This window comes from Paraburkholderia sp. BGA-UO-ETr-F21 (assembly GCF_059567925.1).
In genome coordinates, this window is sequence record NZ_JCAQOY010000029.1 from 317,797 (window position 1) to 337,563 (window position 19,767).

Consider the following 19,767-nt stretch of genomic DNA (forward strand, 5'->3'; position numbering starts at 1 on the left):
TGCGTCTTCGCACTATGCAAATTTCACGACGCAGGCACGCTTGAAACGCAAGCTTATGGCCCGTCAAGATATGCGGCGTTTCACGGAAGAAACAATTCTTCAGAGGGATAACCCTCTCAGGAAGTGTCCCAACTGGCGCAAGCGTTTTGAAGCTAGCAACGTATCGTAGAACAACATTGTCACACCAATAAAACGACACACGGGGCCGCTCGATCAACAGGCTACGCGGGGGCAAACACCGCTTCGGGGAGAGTGTGATGGAACACGCAAACAAAGATCGATCGCTCGTGAGCAAGGTCATGGATGGACTGGTCACGGGCATCGTCGAAGAGAAGTACGGCGCCATACTGCCACCGCAGGATGTGCTGTCGAAGGAGTTCGACGTCAGCCGCACCGTCATGCGCGAGGCGCTGTCGATGCTGCTCGCGCGCGACATGCTGGATGTGCGGCCAAAAATCGGCACGCGCATCCGGCCGATGAGCGATTGGCGCATGATCGACGAGGACGTCGTGCAATGGCGTTTTCGTGCGAAACCCGATCCGCTGTTTCTGCGCGACGTGATCGAGTTTCGCATCCTGATCGAACCGCGCGCGTCGGCGCAGGCGGCCGCACGCGGCAGCGCGGCGGATATCGCCGCGATTCGCGAGGCGTTCGAGGCATTCCGCGGTATTCGGCCGAGCGAGCCGGGCTATCAGGAAGCCGACGAACTGTTCCATACCCGTATCGTGGTGGCGAGCGGGAACCAGTTCTTCAAGCAGATGGCGGCGATCATTCGCGGCGCGCTGTCGACCGTGAACCCCATCGTCACCGATCGGGACGGGCTGTGGGAAACGGCGGTGAATTCGCATCAGCGCGTAGTCGAAGCGATTGAACGGCGCGATCCGAAGGAAGCGGAAGTCGCCTCGCTCGCCATGATCGACTACACCGCGGAAGAAGTCGGCAGCCAGTTTTCTGCGGACCCGCCGGCGCACGGCTGAGCGCGACCGCCGCGGCGGCACGCCGGATTCTGGTTTTTTCCTTGTGAGACTGCGCAGCACGAAAAGGCGCGAGTTCAGCCCTACGCGAGAGCGTGTGGCATGCGCGACAATAGCGCCTGTTCTGAACTGCATGGACTCGAAGGAACGATGACAATCGCAACGCAGGAAGCCTCGCTGGACGGCATGGTCCGCTGGGGAATCGTTGGGACGGGCCGCATTGCCCGTCGCTTCGCTCAAGGTCTCGCTCATGTGCCACAGGCGCAACTGACCGCGCTGTGGTCACGCCGCGCGGAACCGGCCGCGGCTTTCGCCGCGGAGTTCGGCGGCGAAGTTTGCGCGAGTTTCGAGGCGCTGCTCGCAAGCGGTATCGACGCGCTCTATATCGCCACCGTCCAGGACAGTCACGCCGGCTACTCGATCGCCGCGCTGCAAGCCGGTCTGCACGTACTGTGCGAAAAACCCGCCACCATCAATCAGCCGCAACTCGAGCGCGTGCTCGACGCCGCGCGCGCCGCGCAACGGCTCTTCATGGAAGCCATGAAGCCGCCGTTCTATCCGCTGTACAGAAAGTTGCGCGCGCATCTAAGCGCCGACCCGATCGGCACGGTGGGGCTGGTGCGGGCCGGTTGCTCAGTGCCGGGCGTGCCGGACGATCACCCGTCGCTGTCGTTCGAGCATGCGGGTGGCGCGCTGCTCGATATCGGGATCTACGAGATGTTTCTCGCCGTCGACTGGTTGGGCGCGCCGCATGAGGTGCAGACGCTCGGGCGGCTCGGCAAGACCGGCGTCGATACCTTTGCAAGCCTGAACAGCCGGCACGAGAGCGGCATCGCCCAGCTGTTCTGCGGGCTCGATCTGCACGGCAAAGGCGATGCGCTGTTGATGGCAAGTCATGGCCACGTCACGATTCATGAGCCATGGTGGAACCCGTCGCGCGCGACGATCCGTTATGCCGATGGACGCGTGGTCGAACTCGACGAGCCGTTCGAAGGCGGTGGCCTGAACTACGAGACGGCGCACTTCTGCGAACTGATCCGGGCGGGGCAGGTGGAAAGCCCGGTGATGCCGCATGCCAAGTCGTTGCAGATGATCGCGATGGCCGACGCCGCGCGCGCGGCGCTCGGGCTGAAGTTCGCCGGGGAGTGAGCGCGGGCTAAACATGCGGCGACCGGGCTGCGCCGCGTTATCCGGCGCTTATCCGAGCGGGCGCGCTACGGTGCGCCCCGGTGCGTCCCGGCGCTTCGGGGCGCCGCCACTGTCGGCGCGCCGGTTCTTCAGTGGCGCGACGGCAGCGCGAGGCGACGTTCGTACCAGCGCTGTACGCTTTCGAGTACCTGGCACAGCACCCAGTAGACCGCAGCCGCCGCGAGATACAGCGGCAGCGGCTGATACGTCGAGGCGATGATCTCCTGCGCGCTGCGCAGCAGTTCGGTCACGGTAATCACCGACACCAGCGAGGTGTCCTTGATGAGGCTGATCAGACTGTTCGACAGACTCGGCACGGCAATGCGCAAGGCCTGCGGTGCGATCACATAACGCAGCGTCTGGCGGCGCGAAAGTCCGAGACTATAGGCGGCGAGCCACTGACCCTTGTGAATCCCCAGAATCGCGCCGCGCATGCTCTCCGACAGGTACGCCGCGACATTCGCCGACAGGGCGATCACGCCGGCGGGTGTGGGGTCGAGTGAAATGCCGAAACTCGGCAAGCCGTAATAGATCACGAAGATCTGCACCAGCAGCGGCGTGCCGCGCATCACGCTCACGTAAATGCGCGCGATCCAGTTCAGCACGCGGCTGTGGCTCACGCCCATCAAGGCGAGCACGGCGCCGGCAAGCAGGCCGAAGAACATCGACAGAACCGCGAACTTGATCGTCAGGACGGCGCCTTGCGCGAGCACGGGCAGCGATTCAACGAGCAGGGAAGTGGTGGACATGAGCGGTGGTCGGGTTGGCGCGCAAAAGCGCACATCATAAACGTTGCCGTCAAAGCGCGAAGGGCGGCATCGCCGACGATGCCGCCCTTCGTTTCAGTCAGCGCGTGTTACTTGACCGGCTTCGTGACGTCGATACCGAACCACTTGTCCGAGATCTTCGAGAACGTGCCGTCGGCTTCGAGTTGGGTCATCGCGTCGTCGATCGCCTTGGCGAATTTCGGGTTGCCCTTCCTGAACGGGATGCCGGACGGGTTGCCCGCGCCAACGTTCGCGCCGGTGCGCAGCGGCAACTGCGAGTTCTTCATCAGGTACGCGAGCATCAGGCGGTCGTTGAGCGCTGCGTCCAGACGCCCGGCGGCCAGATCGCGCAGATACTCGGGCGCGCCCGGATACGTCTTCACGTCGATGCCCGGCACCGACTTCGCCATGTCCATGTAGTTCGTACCCAGACCGACGCCGAGCTTCTTGCCCTTCAGATCGTCGAGCGACTTGAACTGGCGCGTGTCGTCCTTACGCTGGATCAGTTGCGCGGCCGAGTACGTGTAGGCCGGCGAGAAGTCGAGCGCCTGCTTGCGGGCGTCGGTGATGCCCACCTGGTTGACGATCACGTCGAATTTGCCCGCCTGCAGACCGGCGATGATGCCGCTCCATTCGGTCGTGACGAATTCCGGCTTCACGCCGAGCTTCGCGGCTACGGCCTTGGCGATGTCGACGTCGTAACCGACCAGTTCGCCCGACGGCGCTTTCGAATTGAACGGCGGGAAGGTGCCCTCCAGGCCGATACGCAGCGTGCCGCGCTGCTTGACCTGATCGAGCAGGTCGTCGGCGTGGGCGGTCACGGCGGTGAACGACGCGCCGATCAGACCGGCGACCAGAATCTTTTTCAACAAGCCAAATTTCATCGAGTTCCTTTTTTTACGGCTGGCGTTTTAGCAGACGAAAGCATAACAAAGCAGACTATCGAAACCAAAATATCGTTTGTTTATGTCTATATTACTGGCGCGGCTGCCGTGCTGCGCACGCGCACGCGTTCAGCGCAGCGCTTGCACGCATTCGCGCACCAGCGCCGGTCCGCGGTAGATGAAGCCGGTATAGAGCTGCACCAGCGACGCGCCGGCTGCGATCTTGGCGCGCGCATCGTCGCCGGAGAAAATCCCGCCCACGCCGATGATCGGCACCGTCTCGCCGACCTCCGCGCGCAGCTTGCGGATCACTTCGTTCGACGCGTCGAACACCGGCTTGCCCGACAGGCCGCCGGCTTCGTCGCCGTATTGCATGCCGGTCACAGTGGTGCGCGACAGCGTGGTGTTGGTGGCGATCACGCCCTCGAAGCGGTGGCGCAGCAGCGTGTCGGCGATCGATTTGATCTGTTCGTCGTCGAGGTCCGGCGCGATTTTCAGTGCGAGCGGCACCAGCTTGCCGTGCATGTCGGCCAGACGCTGCTGCTTGTCCTTGAGCGCGGCGAGCAGCGCGTCGAGTTCTCCCGCGCCTTGCAACTGGCGCAGATTCTTCGTGTTCGGCGACGAGATGTTGACCGTCACGTAGCTGGCGAACGGATACACGCGTTCGAGGCAGTACAGGTAGTCTTCGGCGGCGCGTTCGATCGGCGTGTCGGCGTTCTTGCCAATGTTCAGGCCGAGAATGCCGCGGTAGCGCGCGGCCTGCACGTTCTTCACGAACTGGTCGACGCCGGCGTTGTTGAAGCCCATCCGGTTGATCACGGCATTCGCCTGCGGCAGACGGAACATGCGCGGGCGCGGATTGCCCGGCTGCGCGCGCGGCGTCACCGTGCCGACTTCGATAAAGCCGAAGCCGAGCGCGGCGAGACCGTCGATGCAGGCGCCGTCCTTGTCGAGGCCCGCGGCGAGCCCGACCGGATTGCGGAACGTCAGCCCCATCACGGTGCGCGGCGCATCCGGCACGTGCGGCGCGAGCGCGCCGGCGAGGCCGGTGCGGCCGGCGGCGCCGAGTATGCGCAGGGTCAGGTGGTGAGCATCTTCCGCGTCCATGCGAAAGAGTTGGGCGCGTACGAGCGGGTAGAGGGAACTGAACACGGGACGAAGCCGGGTGGCCGAAAAATGGGAACCCGCCATTTTACCGGCTTTGAAGCGTTACCTTGACGCATTAATGAAGCCGGCTTGCGCGAGCGCGCCGCGACCGGCCGCAGCTGGCTTACGGCTTGAACGGGGGGCGCCTGCCGTGAATCGCCAGATCGACCGGCGGCAGGTCGATGCCCGTGGGATCGAGCACCCGCCAGGCGCCGTCGATCAAACCTTCGAGCGGGCGGAAATTCGCCTTGTACGCCATCTTCGGACTCTCGCGGATCCAGTAGCCGAGGTACACGTAAGGCAGCTTCAGGCTGCGCGCCTGCTCGATCTGCCAATAGATGTTGTAGGTGCCGAAGCTCGTGTTCGGCAGACCCGGCTCGAAAAACGTGTACACCGACGAGAGCCCGTCGCCGAGAATGTCGATCATGCTGATCATGCGCAGAATGCCCGGCGCATCCGGCCGCTCCGGCAGCGGTTCGCGGAATTCGACCAGCCGCGAGTTGATCCGGCTCTGCAGCAGGAACTGTTCGTACTGGTCGCGGCTGTCGCGATCCATGCCGCCGCCCGCGTGCCGCGCCGACTGATAGCGCATGTAGAGCGCGTAGTGTTCCTCGTCGTAATGGAGCGGTGCGACGGTGGCGATCAGCTCGCCATGTTTCTTCCAGACGCGGCGCTGCGTGCGGTTCGGCTCGAACTGGTCGACCGGCACGCGCACCGGCACGCACGCGCGGCACCCGTCGCAATACGGCCGGTAGGTGAACACGCCCGAGCGCCGGAAGCCGGCCTTGACGAGGTCGGTGTAGACGTCGGAGTTGATCAGGTGACTGGGGGTGGCGACCTGCGAGCGCGCGATACGCCCATCCAGGTAACTGCAGGGGTAGGGCGCCGTTGCATAAAATTGCAGCGCCGAAAGCGGGGAAAGAGGCAGCTCGTTGGGATGAGTCACGTTGGCAGCTCTCGAAGCGTCTCTGGTAATGCAAACCCGGCGCCTTGCGGTTGACCACCCGCGGCGTGACCCGCGGCTCGGTGGGCGGCGGATCCGGATTCGGCCTGATTCTTCCTACGCCGCTGGCGCGACGATCTCGAGCAACACGGTCTTGTCGAAGCGCCAGGGAATCGGCGGTGCCTCGACCGACGCGCGAACATGCGCGATGAACGCCTTGCGCGCTATCTCGCGGCCGCCCAGCGACGCCAGATGCGACGTGTTCTGCTGGCAGTCTATCATTTCTATTTCGTGACGGCGCAAGTGTCCGACAAGCGCGGCCAGCGCCATTTTCGACGCGTCGGTGACGTCCGCGAACATGGATTCGCCGAAGAACATCTTGCCGAACGACACGCCGTACAAACCGCCCACGCGCTTGCCTTCGAACCAGGTTTCGATGCTGTGCGCGTCGCCTGCCCGATGCAGCGACGAATAGGCTTCGACGACGTCCGCGGTGATCCATGTGCCGCGCTGTCCGCGTCGCGGCGCCTGAGCGCACGCGCGCATCACGGCGGCGAAATCATGGTCGACGCGGATTTCCCACGCGTCCTCGCGCAGCACGCGCCTGAGCGTCTTGCGCAGCGACGGCGACACTTTGAATTCGGCCGGGCGCAGGATCATGCGCGGGTCGGGACTCCACCACAACACGGGCTGGCCGTCCGAATACCACGGGAAGATGCCGCGCCGATAGGCGTCGATCAGTCGCGACGGCAGCAGATCGCCGCTGGCGGCGAGCAGGCCGGGCGCGCCACTGGTCGCGCCGAGCGCACGCTCGACGGGCGGAAACGGATCGTCGGGGCCGAGCCACGGAACCATGCGCGCCGCTCAACCTTCGCGCAGCGAGCGGAAGATGTCGCCCGTGTGCAGGCCGAAGCTGCCGGCGGCACGGTCGGCGAAAAAGAAACGCAAAGTCTGGCCAACCGTGGGAAAGGCGATCTCGTCCCAAGGGATTTCGTGCTCCTCGAAGAGCTTCACTTCGAGACTTTCCTCGCCGGCGGCAATGTCCAGATCGAGCAGGCGCGCCATATAGAACAGATGCACCTGATGCACGTGCGGCACGTTCAGCAGCGAAAAAAGGCTCTGCACCTCGACGCGCGCGCCGGCTTCTTCCAGCGTTTCGCGCGATGCCGCCTCGGCGGTCGTCTCACCCATTTCCATGAAGCCCGCGGGCAGCGTCCAGTAGCCGTAGCGCGGTTCGATCGCGCGACGGCACAGCAGCACCTTGTCGTCCCAGACCGGGACGGTGCCGACCACGTTGCGTGGATTCTGATAGTGCACCGTGCCGCAACTGACGCAGACGAAGCGCTCGCGGTTGTCGCCCGGCGGAATGCTCAGACTGACGCCGTGGCCGCAGACAGAACAGAATTTCATAGGAAGGGGACAGGAAAGGGTGATAGGAGTTTATCACTGGGGCGCGTTTTTACTCACGTCGGAAAATTGCGATGCGCGGTATTCGGCAACGATTGGGTTAGCTGGCAAGGGGCATGCCGAAGACTGGGGCACAGGAGGCGGTATTTTTAATTTGGGGTGCAGAATATCTTGAGCCCGAGGCTTGAACCGTGAGGGCGAAACGTGGTGTGGGCAGTGCGAGTGGTGATCGAGAGCCGCTGATGAAATGCGAATGCGGGAAAGACGTGTGCGCCGCACGCAGCGCGCAACGCATTATGAAAGATCTTGAAAGAAAACAAAAAAGGCCTGCCGGTTGGGCAAGCCTTCAATGTTTTGTTTCGACGTCTCGAACCTTTTTGCGCACCACGTTGAACACGCTAAATGCACTTGGTTGCGGGGGTAGGATTTGAACCTACGACCTTCGGGTTATGAGCCCGACGAGCTGCCAGACTGCTCCACCCCGCGTCCGTCGAAGAAAAGATTATAGAAGAAGTTGGGCGCGGATGCAATAGCTATTTAAGAGCCGGCTTCAATCCAATGCATCGTGCGGCTCGCGTGAGCTTGCCAAGGTCGCGGCACGCACTGCGCGCGTCGCATGCCGGAAGGCCGGCGTAAGGCGCTGCGCTAGAATTCAGATTCTTCTCGCGACGCCGCCTTGCATGCACGGCGGCGCACGCTTCACCTCTTACCTTTGATCCGAACCCCATGGATATCGCTCACGATCTGCAGGTGATTGCCGGCCAGGAACACGCGCTAGTGTTTCCCCACTTCGATGCCGACCGCGCCTGGCAAGTCGGCGCCTACCTGCACGAGGTCGCCAAGGCGCGTGGCATCCCCGCCGCGATCGACGTGCGCACGTTCGGTCAGCCGCTGTTCTTCAGTCTGCTCGGCGGCGCGACGCCGGACAACGTCGATTGGGCACGCCGCAAGGGCAACACGGTCGCGCATTTCCGCCGCAGTTCGTACGCAATCGGTCTGAAGATGCAGCAGGCCGGCAGCACGCTCGCCGACAAGCACGGCTTGCCCGCCACGGAATATGCGTCGCACGGCGGCGCGTTTCCGCTGACGGTGGCGGGCGCGGGCGTGATCGGTTCGATCACGGTGTCGGGCTTGCCGCAGCGCGCCGATCACGAGTTGGTCGTAGAAGCGCTGTGCGCGCACCTCGGTCACGACTACAGCAAGCTCGCGCTTGCAAAGGCCTGAGGCGATGCGGCTGCCTGCTTATGCATTGCTGGGCATCGCGATCGTGGCCGAGGTGATCGCGACCTCCGCGATGCGTGCGTCGGAGGGCTTCTCGCGGCTGGTGCCTTCGGTGGTGGTCGTGCTTGGCTATGGCGTGGCGTTTTATTGCCTGTCGCTGACGCTCAAGAGCGTGCCGGTCGGCATCGTCTATGCGGTGTGGTCCGGCGCCGGCATCGTGCTGATCACGCTGGTCGCGGTGGTGTTGTACCGGCAGGTGCCCGACGTGCCGGCGATTATCGGGCTCGGTTTGATCATTGCCGGTGTCGCCGTGCTGAACATGTTTTCGAAGATGCAGGCGCACTGAGGCATCGCGCACCGAATCGCGCACCCACAGGCGCCACGGGCGCTCACTTGCAGCGCACGATCATCGAACGGTTCTTCACGTTGGCCGAGACGACGTTGGTGACGCTGCCGCCCGCGGCGGCGCCTTCGTCATTGTCTTTCGACACGATGTCGTAGCCCGTCGCGCCACATGCCTTGCCGGCCTGCACGTAGCACGAGGCCCAACTGGAAGCGGCGTCGGCGCCGCTGCAATTCACGGCGAAGCCGGTCTGGCCGTTCGGCAGATTGATCAGCGATGTGGTGTTCGACGATGCGCAGCCGGCCAGCCCCGCGCCCAACAGCACGGCTGCGGGCAAAGCCGCCGCGAGCGACGTCCGGCGAACCAGGGCAAGCGCTGCGCTGGTTCGAAGGCGGTTGAGGCGGCCGGCGCGGCGCAGTTGCGTCATGAAATGCATCGTGATGTTTCCTTTCAGAGTGATAGTGGGCTTGCCACGCAGACAAGGAGCGCCTGTTCGTTGGGGGCAAGCTCAGGGCGTTTCGATCGTAATGCCCGCTGCGCTGACCAGCCGGCGGCTTTCAGCGCCTGTTTCCGTGGCCGCGTCTTCCCAGATGCTGATGGCTTTCGGAATGTCGATGCCGTGGCTTTCGGCATAGGCAAACCATGTGTTTGCCGCATCAGGCTCGGGCAGTTCGTGGTTCTGCAGAAAATATTTTCCCATATTGCGCTCGCTGACTTGAAAAGGGCGTCGTCGCGGCAGCACGGATCGTGCCGACTAGGTGGTTCGACCGGCGTGGGCCGCACAAGTGCGATTGGGCGCCTCGCTGGCTGGCTGTACAGAACTAATCGGCTCGCGAGGCGCCTTACATAGTGGTTAGCCGTGGCGCTCCGACGCCTGTTCCGTATGGACGAGGCGCGCAAGGGTCGACACGGCGCTCAGACACGGGGTCAACGTGAGCAGGCGTCCCGGACACTCGCCCACGCGGCATCCGCTCATGAATTGCAACGAGGAGAACGAATATGGCTGAACGGGTCAGCGGCCCCTATCGTGGTTACTACATCAGCGCCACCGCGCGTCTCGTGCACGCGGCCGATACGCCGGCCACGCCTGCGGGCGGTGCGAGCGGGACTTACGTCGGCTCGGTGAGTCTCGCCGAACACGGCCCGGACGATCCTCACCGCATGGAAACCTTGCTCGATCTCGGCGATGGCCAGCGCTTCGGCAGCGAAGAGGAGGCGCTCTTCTTTGTCGAGCAGGCCGCGCGGGATTACGTCGACCGCCTGCTGGGAGGCGCTTGATGGCCGTGTTTCCAAGGGAGCAAGGCATCGCCGGGAGCAACGTCGAAACTGCTGAAGAAAGCGCCACCGCAGGCTGGACCGCGGTCCAGTCGCGCGAGTACCATATCGACGTTGTCCGGGGCCGGCCCTCTCTCGCCGGCGCCGGTTTCCTGCCGGACCTTTCTGATGAGGCGACCATGGAAATTCGGTTTCCCGCGGACGCGCCTGCCTACCGCGACTCCAATCTGACCGTTGTGTTTCCCGCGCTGGTGGACGGCGAACCGGTGCCGTGCGCGATTTCGGTCGAAGCGCTCGAAGATCATTTCGGCGCCTACTCCGAAGACCTGGAAGGGTGGATGCGCGCGTTCGACGCCGGACGTCCGCGCATCGAAGCGGTGGCGCGCGAGCACTTGCAGATCAGTAACGGCACGCCCGTGCTGCTGAAAAGCGGCCATTTTCCGCCGGGCAACGTGGGCGGTGTGGGCGGTTGATGACGCGTGAGTGCGACTCATTGGAATAGAGTGCTGCCGAATGCTCCGCATTGCGGCCGAGCGCTCCGGATTGCTGCAGCGTGCGGCCGATCGGTGGCGCGGGCCGAGCCGATCCGTCCTGCGTTGGCATAAACGGCCGCTAGCCGGCAGGCAACTGGCCACGCGAACACCGCTCACGGTTTCCTCCACAGCTATCATCGCCCTCGTTCAAGCCGCATTCGCCGCGCTTCTGTTTGCCCCAGCGCTAGAGGCTGCCGCCTCGCGTGCCGCATCGAACGCATGGCGGATACCTTCCTCGTAAGACGTTTTGGCGATCGGGCCAATCAGTTCCGTCAACGCCGAATCGTCGAGCACGACCGGTTCGGTCATCAGGTAGTTCATCTCCACCAGTTCCCGCATCAACGGATTGAACAGACCGAGCAGGCGCAGCAGCGTCTTGCCGGCCACCAGCAGTTTCGGTTCGCGGCCCGCCAGCACGTAGGCCTGCCGCGCCACTTCGCGCTGCGTGATCGTGCCCGCGCCGGCAAGGTGCCACCAGCGCCCATACGCTTGCGGCGTGCGCGTGAGCTTTTCGACCACCGGCCCGATATCCGGCAGATAGATGAATTCATGCGGCATATCCACTGGTCCGATCACCTGCGCGCGCTTGCCGTTCGCCGCGCCCTCGAACACGCCGTTTAGCAGACTGCGCTCGATACCCGGGCCGTAGAAGTCGGGCAGGCGCAGCACGAGGGTCGAGAGGCCGTTCTGTCCATGCGCTGCCAGCACCAGATTTTCCTGCGCGAGGCGCATCCGTCCTTTGAACGTGTGCGGCTCACGCGGATGATTTTCGCTGATCGGATTGCCACGCGCGCGGCCGTACGGGTACACGGTGCCGATCAGAATGAAGCGCTCGACGCCTGCCGCCTTCACGCCGGCAAGGGTCCGCTCCATGAGCGGCGGATGAGCGGCGAACTGGTCGTACGGCACGCCCACGAGGTAGATCACCGTCTGCAGACCTTGCGCGGCCGCGCGAATCGAAGCGGGGTCGTCCGGATTCCACGTGACGATCTCCGCATGCGGATCGTTTCCGAACGCGGCCTGGAGCGCCTCGCGGGAGCGGCCGACCACGCGGTAATCGCGGCCCGCCGCACTGAGCGCCGCTGCAATGATCTGACCGGCCGCGCCCGCGGCTCCGAATAAACCGACCTTGCCTATGGCTTGCATGACGACTCCTCGAAACGGCGCCGCATCGCGCCTGCATGAATGGATTGACGAATGAAAATTTAATGAACGCCGTTCAGTGAACGGTGTTCAGTTTAATTTGACTTTTCAGTTTGTCAACCGGAGAATGTTCGCCATGGGAATCGCTGAACGAAAGAACCGCCAGAAGCAGGCATTGCGCGAACGCATCCTCGATGCCGCCCGCCGCATCGTGATGCGCGAGGGCTTCGCCGCGCTGTCCATGCGCAAGATCGCCGACGCCATCGAATATTCACCGGCCACGCTCTACCTGCACTTTGCGAGCCGCGACGAGATCGCGCAGGCATTGTGCGCGGAAGGCTACGCGCAATTGCTGGAGACGTTCGTGCCGCTCGCGGGCATCGCCGATCCGGCTGAGCGGCTCAAGGCGCTCGGGCGGGCTTATGTGGCGTTCGGGGTCGCGCATCCGGAAACCTACCGGCTGATCTTCATGGAAGATCCGAGCTATACCGGCGCGGCTTTGGGCGGCGCGCTCAAGGGAAGGGCGGCGGCGGGCGAGGACACGGCAGTCACGCCAGCGGACGCGGCGGGTGGTGATTCGGCCGAACCCGAGGACGACCCCGGCGAGGCCGCGTTGCACATCATGATCTCCGCGTTGGAGGAACTCAAAGCGGCGGGCGGGCTACCGGCATCGACGGATGTGGCGGTGTGGGCCGAGGCCTTCTGGGCGACCTTGCACGGTATCGTTGCACTGAACCTCACCTGTCCTGTGTTTCCTACCGCACCGCTCGACACGGTCGTGGGCGTCGCTTTAGATACCTGGCTGGGCGTGTCGGATGCGACGCCAAACAACGCGCCGTCGCAGCGCATCGCGACGACCGCGGGTACACGCAAGAAAAAGCCCTCTGGCGCGAGCGCGGAGTCGCCGGCGGAGCAAGACAAGGAACCTGCCACGCAGACGCCGGCCAGGAAGCCGGCGCAAGCGGCGACGGCCAAGGTTCCCACGCCTGCGCCCGCTTCAAGGCGCAAACCCACTCGTGCGTGATACCGTTCATTTCCACCTCATATCGCGCCGCTGCGCCTAGCACTCCATGTCCATTCCCGCCTCGCCCGCCGTCAGCGACGAAATCGCGACCTACGTAGCCAACCGCATCGGCTTCATCGAACTGGAAAGGCCGAAGGCGCTGAACGCGCTGTCGACCGGGATGATTCGTGCAATGCACGCGGCGCTCGACCAGTGGCGCGAAAATCCCGATGTGCTCGCCGTCGTGGTGCGCAGCCAGCACCCGCGCGCGTTCTGCGCGGGCGGCGATATCCGCTTTCTGTATGAGACGGCGCAGCGTGGCGAGCAGGACGCGCGCGACACGTTTTTCAGCGAGGAATACCGGCTCAATCACGCCATCTTCACTTATCCCAAGCCGTATATCGCGTTGATGAACGGCGTCGTGATGGGCGGCGGCATGGGTATTTCACAGGGCGCGCATCGTACCGGCGGCCTGCGCGTCGTCACCAACTCGACCAGATTGGCGATGCCCGAGACCCGCATCGGGCTATTTCCCGATGTCGGCGCGAGCTGGTTTCTGGCCCGCACACCTGGCGCGATCGGGCGCTATCTGGCCGTGACAGGCGAGACGATCGACGCGGCCGATGCGCTCTACGCCGGTCTGGCCGACGCCTACATCGAGGACGCGGCATTGCCCGCGCTGATCGATACCTTGCGCAGCGAACTGTTCGAACGAGGCGTGGACGTAGTGGCGTGCATCGAGCGTGAGGCTCTTGCGAACCAGGTCGTGCCGCAGCCGGAGGCCTCGTCGCTCGCACAGGCGCGTGCGTTGATCGACCGTCACTTCGCGTTGCCGGATATCGCTCGCATTCTCGCCTCGCTCGAAAGCGAGCGCGACAGCGGCGAGGCCGCCGATTGGGCCGAACAGACGATCGCGATATTGCGCGAACGTTCGCCGTTGTCGATGGCGGTGTCGCTGGAAGTGGTGACGCGCGCCGAGGGTTCGATGGCGGACGTGCTGCGCGGCGATCTCGATCTGACGCGCTCCAGCTTTCTGCAGGGCGACACGATCGAAGGCATTCGCGCGCGCATCATCGACAAGGACAACGCGCCGCGCTGGCGCTTTGCGCGCATTGAAGACGTGAGCGCCGCCGAGGTCGAGAAGATGTTCGAGAGCCCGTGGCCGGCCAGCGAACACCCGTTGCGGGATTTGCGCGGTTAGGCCCTAAGCCTGAAACGCCGGAAAGTCATGCCGTCGTTGCGAGCGGCATGTCAGCGTGGCGCGTGACGTGCGGCGAGCGTGCGGGGACCGTTCATTGCCCACGCGCATTGTCCACACTCACTCCTCATCTTCGCTTGCCATGAAGGCGCGCATGAACACCAGCGCGCCCCAGCCCCACATGGCATTCGCCGCGAAACCGACCGCGAGGCGCGGCAGCATATTGCCGCTCGGCCAGATGCCGCGCAGCGGATCGATGACGAACACGCTCGCCGCCGTCAATGCGATGCCGCCGAACACGAAGGCCGGCACCCAGGGCGCGCGACGATGCGGCGCGACGCGCAGGAGCCACGCCATCAGCACGGCCCAGAACGCGCTCCAGATCGCGTTGGCGATGAACTCAGGTAGCCCGAGCGGCAGAAACGGCGCGGTCGAAAAACCGGTCGGGTCGATCATCCCGGCTGCGTGCAGCAGCGCCAGTGTCGATTCGTGGAAGAACAGTGAAGCCAGAAAACCGGCGACGAACGGCAGGATGAGTTTTTGCATGCATTGCACCGCCAGGGTACAGGCGGCGTGGTGTCGCGTGGCCTGCACCGGATTATTGGAAACGTGCGCCATTATATAGAGCGGCCCCAGACCTGTCGCTTCGCGCCGGGGCTGGCGGGAGGGCGGTACACGTCGCGCGGCCCGGCGCGTTAGCGAGCGTGACACGCGCTTGCTCGACGCAACTCGGTTCCAAAAAGGCGTCCACCACGCGTCCACCAGGCATCCACAAGGCGCGCCATCCGTATGCTTTAGCGTCGGGCTAATCACGAAAGTGGAAAACCTAAGCTAAAAAAAATCGTTCAAAAGCCGCGGCCCGATCCATAGACTCTTTCACCATACAGACGGCGTTTGCCGCCGTCGCCGTTTAATCGACGCGCGCATGACGCGCACGTTTGGTCGAGGGAAGCCGTCGCGATGTCCTGCCTGATGCCGATCTTCACCTGCCACATGGCGCACGCGCGCCGGCGGGTCCGCTGCCGCCGCTAGCCGGCGCCGATACCGCGTTTTTCCGTCTTCTTGCGCTGCACCGTCCGGCTGTGTGCCGGATGGATGCGCGCGGCCGCGCGCGCCGGCACTCGACGCACCGTTTCCATTCAATCCAGTTTCGATCATGCAGGAGCAGCAAATGAATGTGTTCTGGTTCATTCCGACTCACGGCGACAGCCGCTATCTCGGTACGTCCCAAGGCGCACGCGCAGCCGATTACGACTACTTCCAGCAGATCGCCGTCGCCGCCGATACGCTCGGCTACGAGGGCGTGCTGCTGCCGACGGGCCGCTCATGCGAGGACGCGTGGGTCGTCGCGTCGAGCCTGATCGCCGCGACCAAACGGCTGAAGTTTCTGGTGGCGATCCGCCCGGGCATCTCGTCGCCGGGTCTGGCCGCGCGCATGGCGGCGACGTTCGACCGTCTGTCGAACGGGCGTCTGCTGATCAATGTCGTGACCGGTGGCGATGCGGCGGAACTGGAAGGCGACGGCGTGTTCGTCGACCACGACACGCGCTATGAAATCACCGACGAATTCCTGCACATCTGGCGCAAGCTGCTGAGCGCCGCGCATACCAACGACGCGATCGACTTCGAGGGCAAGCATCTGAGCTCGAAGGGCGGCAAGGCGTTGTATCCGCCCGTGCAGCATCCGCATCCGCCGCTGTGGTTCGGCGGCTCGTCGCCGGCCGCGCACGACATGGCGGGCGAGCATATCGATACCTATCTGACGTGGGGCGAGCCGCCCGCCGCGGTGGCGAAGAAGATCGCCGACATTCGCGCGCGCGCCGCGGCGCACGGCCGTCAGATCAAGTTCGGGATTCGTCTGCACGTGATCGTGCGCGAGACCGAAGAAGAAGCGTGGGCCGCCGCCGACAAGCTGATCAGCAAGCTCGACGACGACACCGTCGCGCGTGCCCAGGCTTCGTTTTCGAAGATGGATTCCGAAGGGCAGCGCCGCATGGCCGCGCTGCACGGCGGCAAGCGCGGCGGCCGCGCGGAGCTCGAGGTCTATCCGCACCTGTGGGCGGGCGTGGGCCTCGTGCGCGGCGGCGCGGGCACGGCGCTGGTCGGCAACCCGGAGCAGGTGGCGGCGCTCATGAAGGAATACGCGGACCTCGGCATCGACACCTTCATTCTGTCGGGCTATCCGCATCTGGAAGAGTCGTATCGCTTCGCCGAACTCGTGTTTCCGCTGCTGCCGAACCGGCTGAACAAAGTCTCGAACGGGCCGTTGTCGGGTCCATTCGGCGAGATCGTCGGCAACAACTATCTGCCGAAGGCGGCGAGTTCGAGCTGAGTGCAGGTGCTACGAACGGCACGCGCGATCATCGATAAGCAATGAGGAAGGGCAAGCATGGCTCAATCCACTGTAAGTACGGATCGGGACGAAGGCGCAACTGGCGGCGCGGGTTTCAATACGTTGCGCCGGATCGGCGCGCATCTCGCGCCGTGGCTCGCGCCGCTCGCGATTCTGCTGGCGTGGGAATTCGCCGCGCGCAGCGGCGTGTTGTCCACGCGCGTGCTCCCTGAGCCGCTCGCGGTCGTGAAGGCCGCGTGGTCGCTGATCCAGTCCGGTGAAATGTGGGCGGACGTGAAGGTCAGCACGTGGCGCGCGGTGTCGGGTTTCGCGATCGGCGGCGGCATTGGACTCGTGCTCGGACTCGCCACGGGTCTGTTCAAGCCCGCCGAGGTCGCGCTCGATTCGACCGTGCAGATGATCCGCAACATCCCGGCACTGGCGATGATTCCGCTCGTGATTCTGTGGTTCGGCATCGAAGAGGAAGCGAAGGTGTTTCTCGTTGCGTTGGGCGTATTTTTCCCGATCTATGTCAACACTTTCCACGGCATCCGTTCGGTCGACGCCAATCTGATCGAAATGGCGCGCAGTTATGGCGTGAAGGGTTTTGCGCTGTACCGGCATGTGATTTTGCCGGGCGCGTTGCCGTCGATTCTGGTCGGCGTGCGCTTCGCGTTCGGGCTGATGTGGGTCACGCTGATCGTCGCCGAGACCATTTCCGCGCAATCCGGCATCGGCTATATGACGATGAATGCGCGCGAATTCCTGCAAACCGATGTGGTGGTGGTCGGCATTCTGCTCTACGCCGCGCTCGGCAAACTCGCCGATGTGCTGGCCAAGAGCCTCGAGCGCGTCTCGCTGCGCTGGCACCCGGCCTACCAACGAGGAGCGAAGCTATGAACGCAACGACCTTGTCGGCGTCGTTCGGCGGGATCGCCGGCGGCGACCTCGAAGCCGAACTGGTGCAAGCCCGCACCGTCGAACATGACGCGAACGAAGCCGCGGACTTCGAGCATGCCGATGCGGCGCATCATCAACAGGCGCGCGTCGATTCGCGGCTGCATGGCGGCGCGCTCGCGCGCGACGACGTGCGCCGCGCGGCTGACTATTCGGTGGAGTTGCGCGGCGTCGGCAAGCGCTATGGCGAGCGCGAGGTGCTGGCCGATTTCAATCTGTCAATCGAGCGCGGCAGTTTCGTGGCGATCGTCGGCCGCAGCGGCTGCGGCAAATCCACCTTGCTGCGGCTCGTCGCCGGTCTGGAAAAGACTACTTCGGGCGTGCTCGAAAAGCGCACCGAAGACGGCGGCCCGCTCGACACCCGCATCATGTTTCAGGACGCGCGTCTGTTGCCCTGGAAGAGCGTGCTGCAAAACGTGATGCTCGGCTTGGGCCGCAGCGCGCGTGAGGACGCCCGCGCCGTGCTCGCTGAAGTCGGCTTGCTGGAGCGCGCCAATGATTGGCCCGCGCAGCTTTCCGGCGGCCAGCGTCAGCGCGTGGCGCTGGCGCGCGCGCTGGTGCATCGTCCGCAACTGCTGTTGCTCGATGAACCGCTCGGCGCGCTCGACGCCTTGACGCGCATTGAAATGCACGCGTTGATCGAGCGCCTGTGGCGCGAACATCGATTTACCGCGCTGCTGGTGACGCACGACGTACATGAAGCCGTGGCGCTCGGCGACCGGATTCTGCTGATCGAAGAAGGGCGCATTGCGCTCGATCAGCCGGTGCCGCTGGCGCGTCCGCGGGCGCGTGCATCGGCCGGTTTCGCCGCGCTCGAAGAGCATGTGTTGCAACGCGTACTGAAGACGGCGCCGAACGACGACGCGCTGTCCGACCGTGCGTACGACACGCGTGACGAAGGCCGCGCGAGGCGGCCGACAGACGTCCGCTGGGCCGTCTGACATTCCTTGACTGACTTTTCTCAATCGCTTCTCTGGAGCCACTCGAAATGAGCATTTCCGCAATCAACGTACGCAATCAGTTCAAAGGCAAGGTCAAGGAAATCATCCGCGGACCGGTGGTCTCCGAAGTCGACGTTGATACGCCTTTCGGTATCGTCACCTCGGTGATCACCACGCGCTCCGTCGACGAACTCGATCTGAAGGTCGGCTCGGAAGTGGTTGCGCTGGTGAAGTCGACGGAGGTCTCGATCGCGCGCCTGTGAGGCTTGCGCTATTTCGCGTTCGCGCCGCTCGCGGGCGGCTCGTGCATCATCTTGTCGTTGGTCGGCTTCTCGGGGCGCTTGATCGGCATGTTGTCAGGATTGCTCGAGCCGCTTGTGCCGCTTGGGCCGCTTGAGCCGTTCAAGCCCGAGGCGGACTGAGGCGGCCTGACCATCGACGAATTGGCTTCTGGCGCAGCTGCCTGCGCGGGTTTTTGTGCGGGTTGTTGTCCTGATTGTTGCCCTTGTCCCGGCTTCGCCGTCTGCGCGAATGTCACCGCTCCGCGCGCGCCGGCTATTGCCAGCGCGACGCCCGCTATCAGCGCGGCGCATCTGTTTCGCTCCATGATCGTGCTCCTTGGCGGTGCCGCCTGCCGGGCTCCGGTTGCTGGTTACCGGTGTCGACGCCGTTGTGCTGGTGGGATCAATTGCGCGACGCAACCCGCGTGCCTCGACGCGGCACCTGCATACGTCCCCGAAACTTGCTAGGATGAATTGAGCATGTAGACGGAGACAGCCATGTCTAAGTCATTGAGTCCCGAATCGGTCGAGGCCTTGCGGCGTCTGAACGACGTCGGTGTCGGACAGCCGGCGCCGAAACTCGATCAGTCCGTGACCGCCGAATTGCTGGCGGGCGGTCTGGTTGCCGAAGCGAGCGGCGGCGAAGTCGAGATCACCTGCAACGGCCGGCAATACCTTTCGGGCGATTGCGATTGATCGTCGAAGCGGCAACGGCCTGACGTTCGGCCGAATCGTTCCGCGAGCCGCTGGCGTGCTCGCCGGACGAGTCTGGCCGTCAGATTCGCGCAGGTATCACGGAGGAGACCATGGAGCCGAAGGGCCTCGATATGGGGGACTACCAGGAGCGCTATCAGGACTACGACATCGAGGTCGCCGTCGAGCAGGTGCTGACGGGCGTCAAAGCGCATTTCCGGGTGTTGCGCAACGACGTGGTAATGGTCGACTGGCGGCTCGTGCATATCGACAGCCTATGGTCTACCGAGCATGCCGCGGCCGAGGCGGCCTTCCGCGCGGCGCGCGAAGTGATCGATGCGGGGCTTGCCATTTAGGGGGCGAGCGGTTTGGTGGCAGATCGTCGCGCCGAGGCGCGCTGGCGTGATATCGGCGGCGCTGTTCTGAAGGGGGTTTGCAGCGGCTTGTGGAGCTGCTTGCGGGGCCTTGTGTGACGCAAGGTAAACGCAACTGGCGCCGGCATCGATACTGCATGCGCGGCGCCCAGTTTACCGGCCGC

At 64.2% G+C, this 19,767-nt stretch carries 25 protein-coding genes and 1 tRNA gene; 14 read left to right on the forward strand and 12 right to left on the reverse strand.

The features are described from left to right. Positions 1 to 257 precede the first annotated feature (257 nt). Positions 258 to 977, forward strand: a complete 720-nt coding sequence (locus tag AC57B1_RS17810; RefSeq protein WP_408343298.1) for a FadR/GntR family transcriptional regulator — start codon at positions 258 to 260, stop codon at positions 975 to 977. A 147-nt stretch (positions 978 to 1,124) separates the two neighbouring features. Then, positions 1,125 to 2,123: a Gfo/Idh/MocA family protein gene (locus AC57B1_RS17815; RefSeq protein WP_496418184.1), complete on the forward strand. Its 999-nt coding sequence runs from the start codon at positions 1,125 to 1,127 to the stop codon at positions 2,121 to 2,123. A gap of 128 nt (positions 2,124 to 2,251) precedes the next feature. Here the strand turns inward: AC57B1_RS17815 and AC57B1_RS17820 are convergent, their stop codons facing one another. The 7 genes from AC57B1_RS17820 to AC57B1_RS17850 all read right to left on the reverse strand — a co-directional run bounded on the left by AC57B1_RS17820 (position 2,252) and on the right by AC57B1_RS17850 (position 7,795). After that, a complete protein-coding gene (locus AC57B1_RS17820) occupies positions 2,252 to 2,911 on the reverse strand; it encodes an amino acid ABC transporter permease (protein ID WP_091794684.1) in 660 nt (219 codons plus the stop codon). A 107-nt stretch (positions 2,912 to 3,018) separates the two neighbouring features. Then, positions 3,019 to 3,813: a cystine ABC transporter substrate-binding protein gene (locus tag AC57B1_RS17825; RefSeq protein ID WP_091794682.1), complete on the reverse strand. Its 795-nt coding sequence runs from the start codon at positions 3,811 to 3,813 to the stop codon at positions 3,019 to 3,021. 129 nt (positions 3,814 to 3,942) lie between these two features. Beyond that, on the reverse strand, positions 3,943 to 5,004 hold the full coding sequence (locus tag AC57B1_RS17830) for a quinone-dependent dihydroorotate dehydrogenase (RefSeq protein ID WP_496418185.1): 1,062 nt from the start codon (positions 5,002 to 5,004) through the stop codon (positions 3,943 to 3,945). Positions 5,005 to 5,083: 79 nt separating this feature from the next. Continuing rightward, positions 5,084 to 5,905 (reverse strand): arginyltransferase, encoded by an 822-nt coding sequence (locus AC57B1_RS17835; RefSeq protein ID WP_408343306.1) that lies wholly within the window; start codon positions 5,903 to 5,905, stop codon positions 5,084 to 5,086. A gap of 114 nt (positions 5,906 to 6,019) precedes the next feature. Further along, a complete protein-coding gene (gene aat, locus AC57B1_RS17840) occupies positions 6,020 to 6,757 on the reverse strand; it encodes a leucyl/phenylalanyl-tRNA--protein transferase (RefSeq protein WP_408183019.1) in 738 nt (245 codons plus the stop codon). Positions 6,758 to 6,766: 9 nt separating this feature from the next. Beyond that, positions 6,767 to 7,312, reverse strand: coding sequence for an NUDIX hydrolase (locus AC57B1_RS17845; RefSeq protein WP_091794676.1), 546 nt, complete (start codon positions 7,310 to 7,312; stop codon positions 6,767 to 6,769). Positions 7,313 to 7,718: 406 nt separating this feature from the next. Beyond that, positions 7,719 to 7,795, reverse strand: a tRNA-Met gene (locus AC57B1_RS17850). A 240-nt stretch (positions 7,796 to 8,035) separates the two neighbouring features. On the opposite strand from AC57B1_RS17850, the gene AC57B1_RS17855 reads away from it, so the two are divergent. Beyond that, positions 8,036 to 8,533, forward strand: coding sequence for a heme-degrading domain-containing protein (locus AC57B1_RS17855; RefSeq protein ID WP_496418186.1), 498 nt, complete (start codon positions 8,036 to 8,038; stop codon positions 8,531 to 8,533). A 10-nt stretch (positions 8,534 to 8,543) separates the two neighbouring features. Next, entirely contained in the window at positions 8,544 to 8,876 is a 333-nt protein-coding gene (locus tag AC57B1_RS17860) for a DMT family transporter (protein ID WP_408183291.1), read from the forward strand. Between the two features lie 43 nt (positions 8,877 to 8,919). Here AC57B1_RS17860 and AC57B1_RS17865 read toward each other — a convergent pair whose 3' ends face one another. Continuing rightward, on the reverse strand, positions 8,920 to 9,309 hold the full coding sequence (locus AC57B1_RS17865) for a hypothetical protein (protein ID WP_496418187.1): 390 nt from the start codon (positions 9,307 to 9,309) through the stop codon (positions 8,920 to 8,922). 72 nt (positions 9,310 to 9,381) lie between these two features. Further along, positions 9,382 to 9,573 carry a hypothetical protein gene (locus AC57B1_RS17870; protein ID WP_091794665.1) on the reverse strand — a complete coding sequence of 64 codons (192 nt, stop codon included), beginning with the start codon at positions 9,571 to 9,573 and terminating at the stop codon, positions 9,382 to 9,384. A 299-nt stretch (positions 9,574 to 9,872) separates the two neighbouring features. Here AC57B1_RS17870 and AC57B1_RS17875 point away from each other — a divergent pair, with 299 nt between their 5' ends. Beyond that, positions 9,873 to 10,151, forward strand: a complete 279-nt coding sequence (locus AC57B1_RS17875; RefSeq protein WP_496418188.1) for a hypothetical protein — start codon at positions 9,873 to 9,875, stop codon at positions 10,149 to 10,151. Then, complete coding sequence (locus AC57B1_RS17880) at positions 10,151 to 10,621, forward strand: DUF1488 family protein (RefSeq protein ID WP_496418189.1); 471 nt, start codon at positions 10,151 to 10,153, stop codon at positions 10,619 to 10,621. Before AC57B1_RS17875 ends, AC57B1_RS17880 begins: the two co-directional genes overlap by 1 nt. A 207-nt stretch (positions 10,622 to 10,828) precedes the next feature. On the opposite strand, the gene AC57B1_RS17885 is transcribed toward AC57B1_RS17880, so the two are convergent. Further along, positions 10,829 to 11,827: an NAD-dependent epimerase/dehydratase family protein gene (locus AC57B1_RS17885; protein ID WP_496418190.1), complete on the reverse strand. Its 999-nt coding sequence runs from the start codon at positions 11,825 to 11,827 to the stop codon at positions 10,829 to 10,831. A gap of 133 nt (positions 11,828 to 11,960) precedes the next feature. Here AC57B1_RS17885 and AC57B1_RS17890 point away from each other — a divergent pair, with 133 nt between their 5' ends. Beyond that, complete coding sequence (locus AC57B1_RS17890; protein ID WP_496418191.1) at positions 11,961 to 12,848, forward strand: TetR/AcrR family transcriptional regulator; 888 nt, start codon at positions 11,961 to 11,963, stop codon at positions 12,846 to 12,848. A gap of 46 nt (positions 12,849 to 12,894) precedes the next feature. Further along, positions 12,895 to 14,028: an enoyl-CoA hydratase/isomerase family protein gene (locus AC57B1_RS17895; protein WP_496418192.1), complete on the forward strand. Its 1,134-nt coding sequence runs from the start codon at positions 12,895 to 12,897 to the stop codon at positions 14,026 to 14,028. 117 nt (positions 14,029 to 14,145) lie between these two features. Here the strand turns inward: AC57B1_RS17895 and AC57B1_RS17900 are convergent, their stop codons facing one another. Beyond that, positions 14,146 to 14,571 (reverse strand): hypothetical protein, encoded by a 426-nt coding sequence (locus AC57B1_RS17900; RefSeq protein WP_408293433.1) that lies wholly within the window; start codon positions 14,569 to 14,571, stop codon positions 14,146 to 14,148. Positions 14,572 to 15,196: 625 nt separating this feature from the next. Between AC57B1_RS17900 and ssuD the strand changes: the two genes are divergently transcribed. Genes ssuD through AC57B1_RS17920 form a run of 4 tightly spaced genes read left to right on the forward strand, consistent with a single transcriptional unit; the run spans position 15,197 to position 18,518 of the window. After that, positions 15,197 to 16,357 (forward strand): FMNH2-dependent alkanesulfonate monooxygenase, encoded by a 1,161-nt coding sequence (gene ssuD / locus AC57B1_RS17905; RefSeq protein ID WP_408343319.1) that lies wholly within the window; start codon positions 15,197 to 15,199, stop codon positions 16,355 to 16,357. Between the two features lie 57 nt (positions 16,358 to 16,414). Then, on the forward strand, positions 16,415 to 17,257 hold the full coding sequence (gene ssuC / locus AC57B1_RS17910; RefSeq protein WP_496418193.1) for an aliphatic sulfonate ABC transporter permease SsuC: 843 nt from the start codon (positions 16,415 to 16,417) through the stop codon (positions 17,255 to 17,257). Further along, positions 17,254 to 18,255: an ATP-binding cassette domain-containing protein gene (locus AC57B1_RS17915; RefSeq protein ID WP_496418194.1), complete on the forward strand. Its 1,002-nt coding sequence runs from the start codon at positions 17,254 to 17,256 to the stop codon at positions 18,253 to 18,255. The genes ssuC and AC57B1_RS17915 overlap by 4 nt, the downstream gene beginning before the upstream one ends. A 47-nt stretch (positions 18,256 to 18,302) precedes the next feature. Then, positions 18,303 to 18,518, forward strand: a complete 216-nt coding sequence (locus AC57B1_RS17920; protein ID WP_011488137.1) for a TOBE domain-containing protein — start codon at positions 18,303 to 18,305, stop codon at positions 18,516 to 18,518. Positions 18,519 to 18,526: 8 nt separating this feature from the next. Here the strand turns inward: AC57B1_RS17920 and AC57B1_RS17925 are convergent, their stop codons facing one another. Continuing rightward, positions 18,527 to 18,862, reverse strand: a complete 336-nt coding sequence (locus tag AC57B1_RS17925) for a hypothetical protein (RefSeq protein ID WP_496418195.1) — start codon at positions 18,860 to 18,862, stop codon at positions 18,527 to 18,529. A gap of 172 nt (positions 18,863 to 19,034) precedes the next feature. Between AC57B1_RS17925 and AC57B1_RS17930 the strand changes: the two genes are divergently transcribed. Then, positions 19,035 to 19,232: a hypothetical protein gene (locus AC57B1_RS17930; RefSeq protein ID WP_408293424.1), complete on the forward strand. Its 198-nt coding sequence runs from the start codon at positions 19,035 to 19,037 to the stop codon at positions 19,230 to 19,232. Between the two features lie 110 nt (positions 19,233 to 19,342). Continuing rightward, positions 19,343 to 19,585: a hypothetical protein gene (locus AC57B1_RS17935; RefSeq protein ID WP_496418196.1), complete on the forward strand. Its 243-nt coding sequence runs from the start codon at positions 19,343 to 19,345 to the stop codon at positions 19,583 to 19,585. The last annotated feature ends 182 nt before the right edge of the window (positions 19,586 to 19,767 follow it).

Bases quoted from the DNA above. Each gene is read 5' to 3' on its own strand.
- AC57B1_RS17890 (WP_496418191.1), top strand. From the start codon at position 11,961: ATGGGAATCGCTGAACGAAAGAACCGCCAGAAGCAGGCATTGCGCGAA.
- aat (WP_408183019.1), bottom strand. From the start codon at position 6,757: ATGGTTCCGTGGCTCGGCCCCGACGATCCGTTTCCGCCCGTCGAGCGT.
- AC57B1_RS17865 (WP_496418187.1), bottom strand. From the start codon at position 9,309: ATGCATTTCATGACGCAACTGCGCCGCGCCGGCCGCCTCAACCGCCTT.
- AC57B1_RS17920 (WP_011488137.1), top strand. From the start codon at position 18,303: ATGAGCATTTCCGCAATCAACGTACGCAATCAGTTCAAAGGCAAGGTC.
- AC57B1_RS17845 (WP_091794676.1), bottom strand. From the start codon at position 7,312: ATGAAATTCTGTTCTGTCTGCGGCCACGGCGTCAGTCTGAGCATTCCG.
- AC57B1_RS17825 (WP_091794682.1), bottom strand. From the start codon at position 3,813: ATGAAATTTGGCTTGTTGAAAAAGATTCTGGTCGCCGGTCTGATCGGC.
- AC57B1_RS17930 (WP_408293424.1), top strand. From the start codon at position 19,035: ATGTCTAAGTCATTGAGTCCCGAATCGGTCGAGGCCTTGCGGCGTCTG.
- AC57B1_RS17880 (WP_496418189.1), top strand. From the start codon at position 10,151: ATGGCCGTGTTTCCAAGGGAGCAAGGCATCGCCGGGAGCAACGTCGAA.
- AC57B1_RS17885 (WP_496418190.1), bottom strand. From the start codon at position 11,827: ATGCAAGCCATAGGCAAGGTCGGTTTATTCGGAGCCGCGGGCGCGGCC.
- AC57B1_RS17855 (WP_496418186.1), top strand. From the start codon at position 8,036: ATGGATATCGCTCACGATCTGCAGGTGATTGCCGGCCAGGAACACGCG.
- ssuD (WP_408343319.1), top strand. From the start codon at position 15,197: ATGAATGTGTTCTGGTTCATTCCGACTCACGGCGACAGCCGCTATCTC.
- AC57B1_RS17820 (WP_091794684.1), bottom strand. From the start codon at position 2,911: ATGTCCACCACTTCCCTGCTCGTTGAATCGCTGCCCGTGCTCGCGCAA.
- AC57B1_RS17830 (WP_496418185.1), bottom strand. From the start codon at position 5,004: ATGGCGGGTTCCCATTTTTCGGCCACCCGGCTTCGTCCCGTGTTCAGT.
- AC57B1_RS17810 (WP_408343298.1), top strand. From the start codon at position 258: ATGGAACACGCAAACAAAGATCGATCGCTCGTGAGCAAGGTCATGGAT.
- AC57B1_RS17900 (WP_408293433.1), bottom strand. From the start codon at position 14,571: ATGCAAAAACTCATCCTGCCGTTCGTCGCCGGTTTTCTGGCTTCACTG.
- AC57B1_RS17915 (WP_496418194.1), top strand. From the start codon at position 17,254: ATGAACGCAACGACCTTGTCGGCGTCGTTCGGCGGGATCGCCGGCGGC.
- AC57B1_RS17925 (WP_496418195.1), bottom strand. From the start codon at position 18,862: ATGGAGCGAAACAGATGCGCCGCGCTGATAGCGGGCGTCGCGCTGGCA.
- AC57B1_RS17815 (WP_496418184.1), top strand. From the start codon at position 1,125: ATGACAATCGCAACGCAGGAAGCCTCGCTGGACGGCATGGTCCGCTGG.
- AC57B1_RS17875 (WP_496418188.1), top strand. From the start codon at position 9,873: ATGGCTGAACGGGTCAGCGGCCCCTATCGTGGTTACTACATCAGCGCC.
- AC57B1_RS17895 (WP_496418192.1), top strand. From the start codon at position 12,895: ATGTCCATTCCCGCCTCGCCCGCCGTCAGCGACGAAATCGCGACCTAC.
- ssuC (WP_496418193.1), top strand. From the start codon at position 16,415: ATGGCTCAATCCACTGTAAGTACGGATCGGGACGAAGGCGCAACTGGC.
- AC57B1_RS17935 (WP_496418196.1), top strand. From the start codon at position 19,343: ATGGAGCCGAAGGGCCTCGATATGGGGGACTACCAGGAGCGCTATCAG.
- AC57B1_RS17870 (WP_091794665.1), bottom strand. From the start codon at position 9,573: ATGGGAAAATATTTTCTGCAGAACCACGAACTGCCCGAGCCTGATGCG.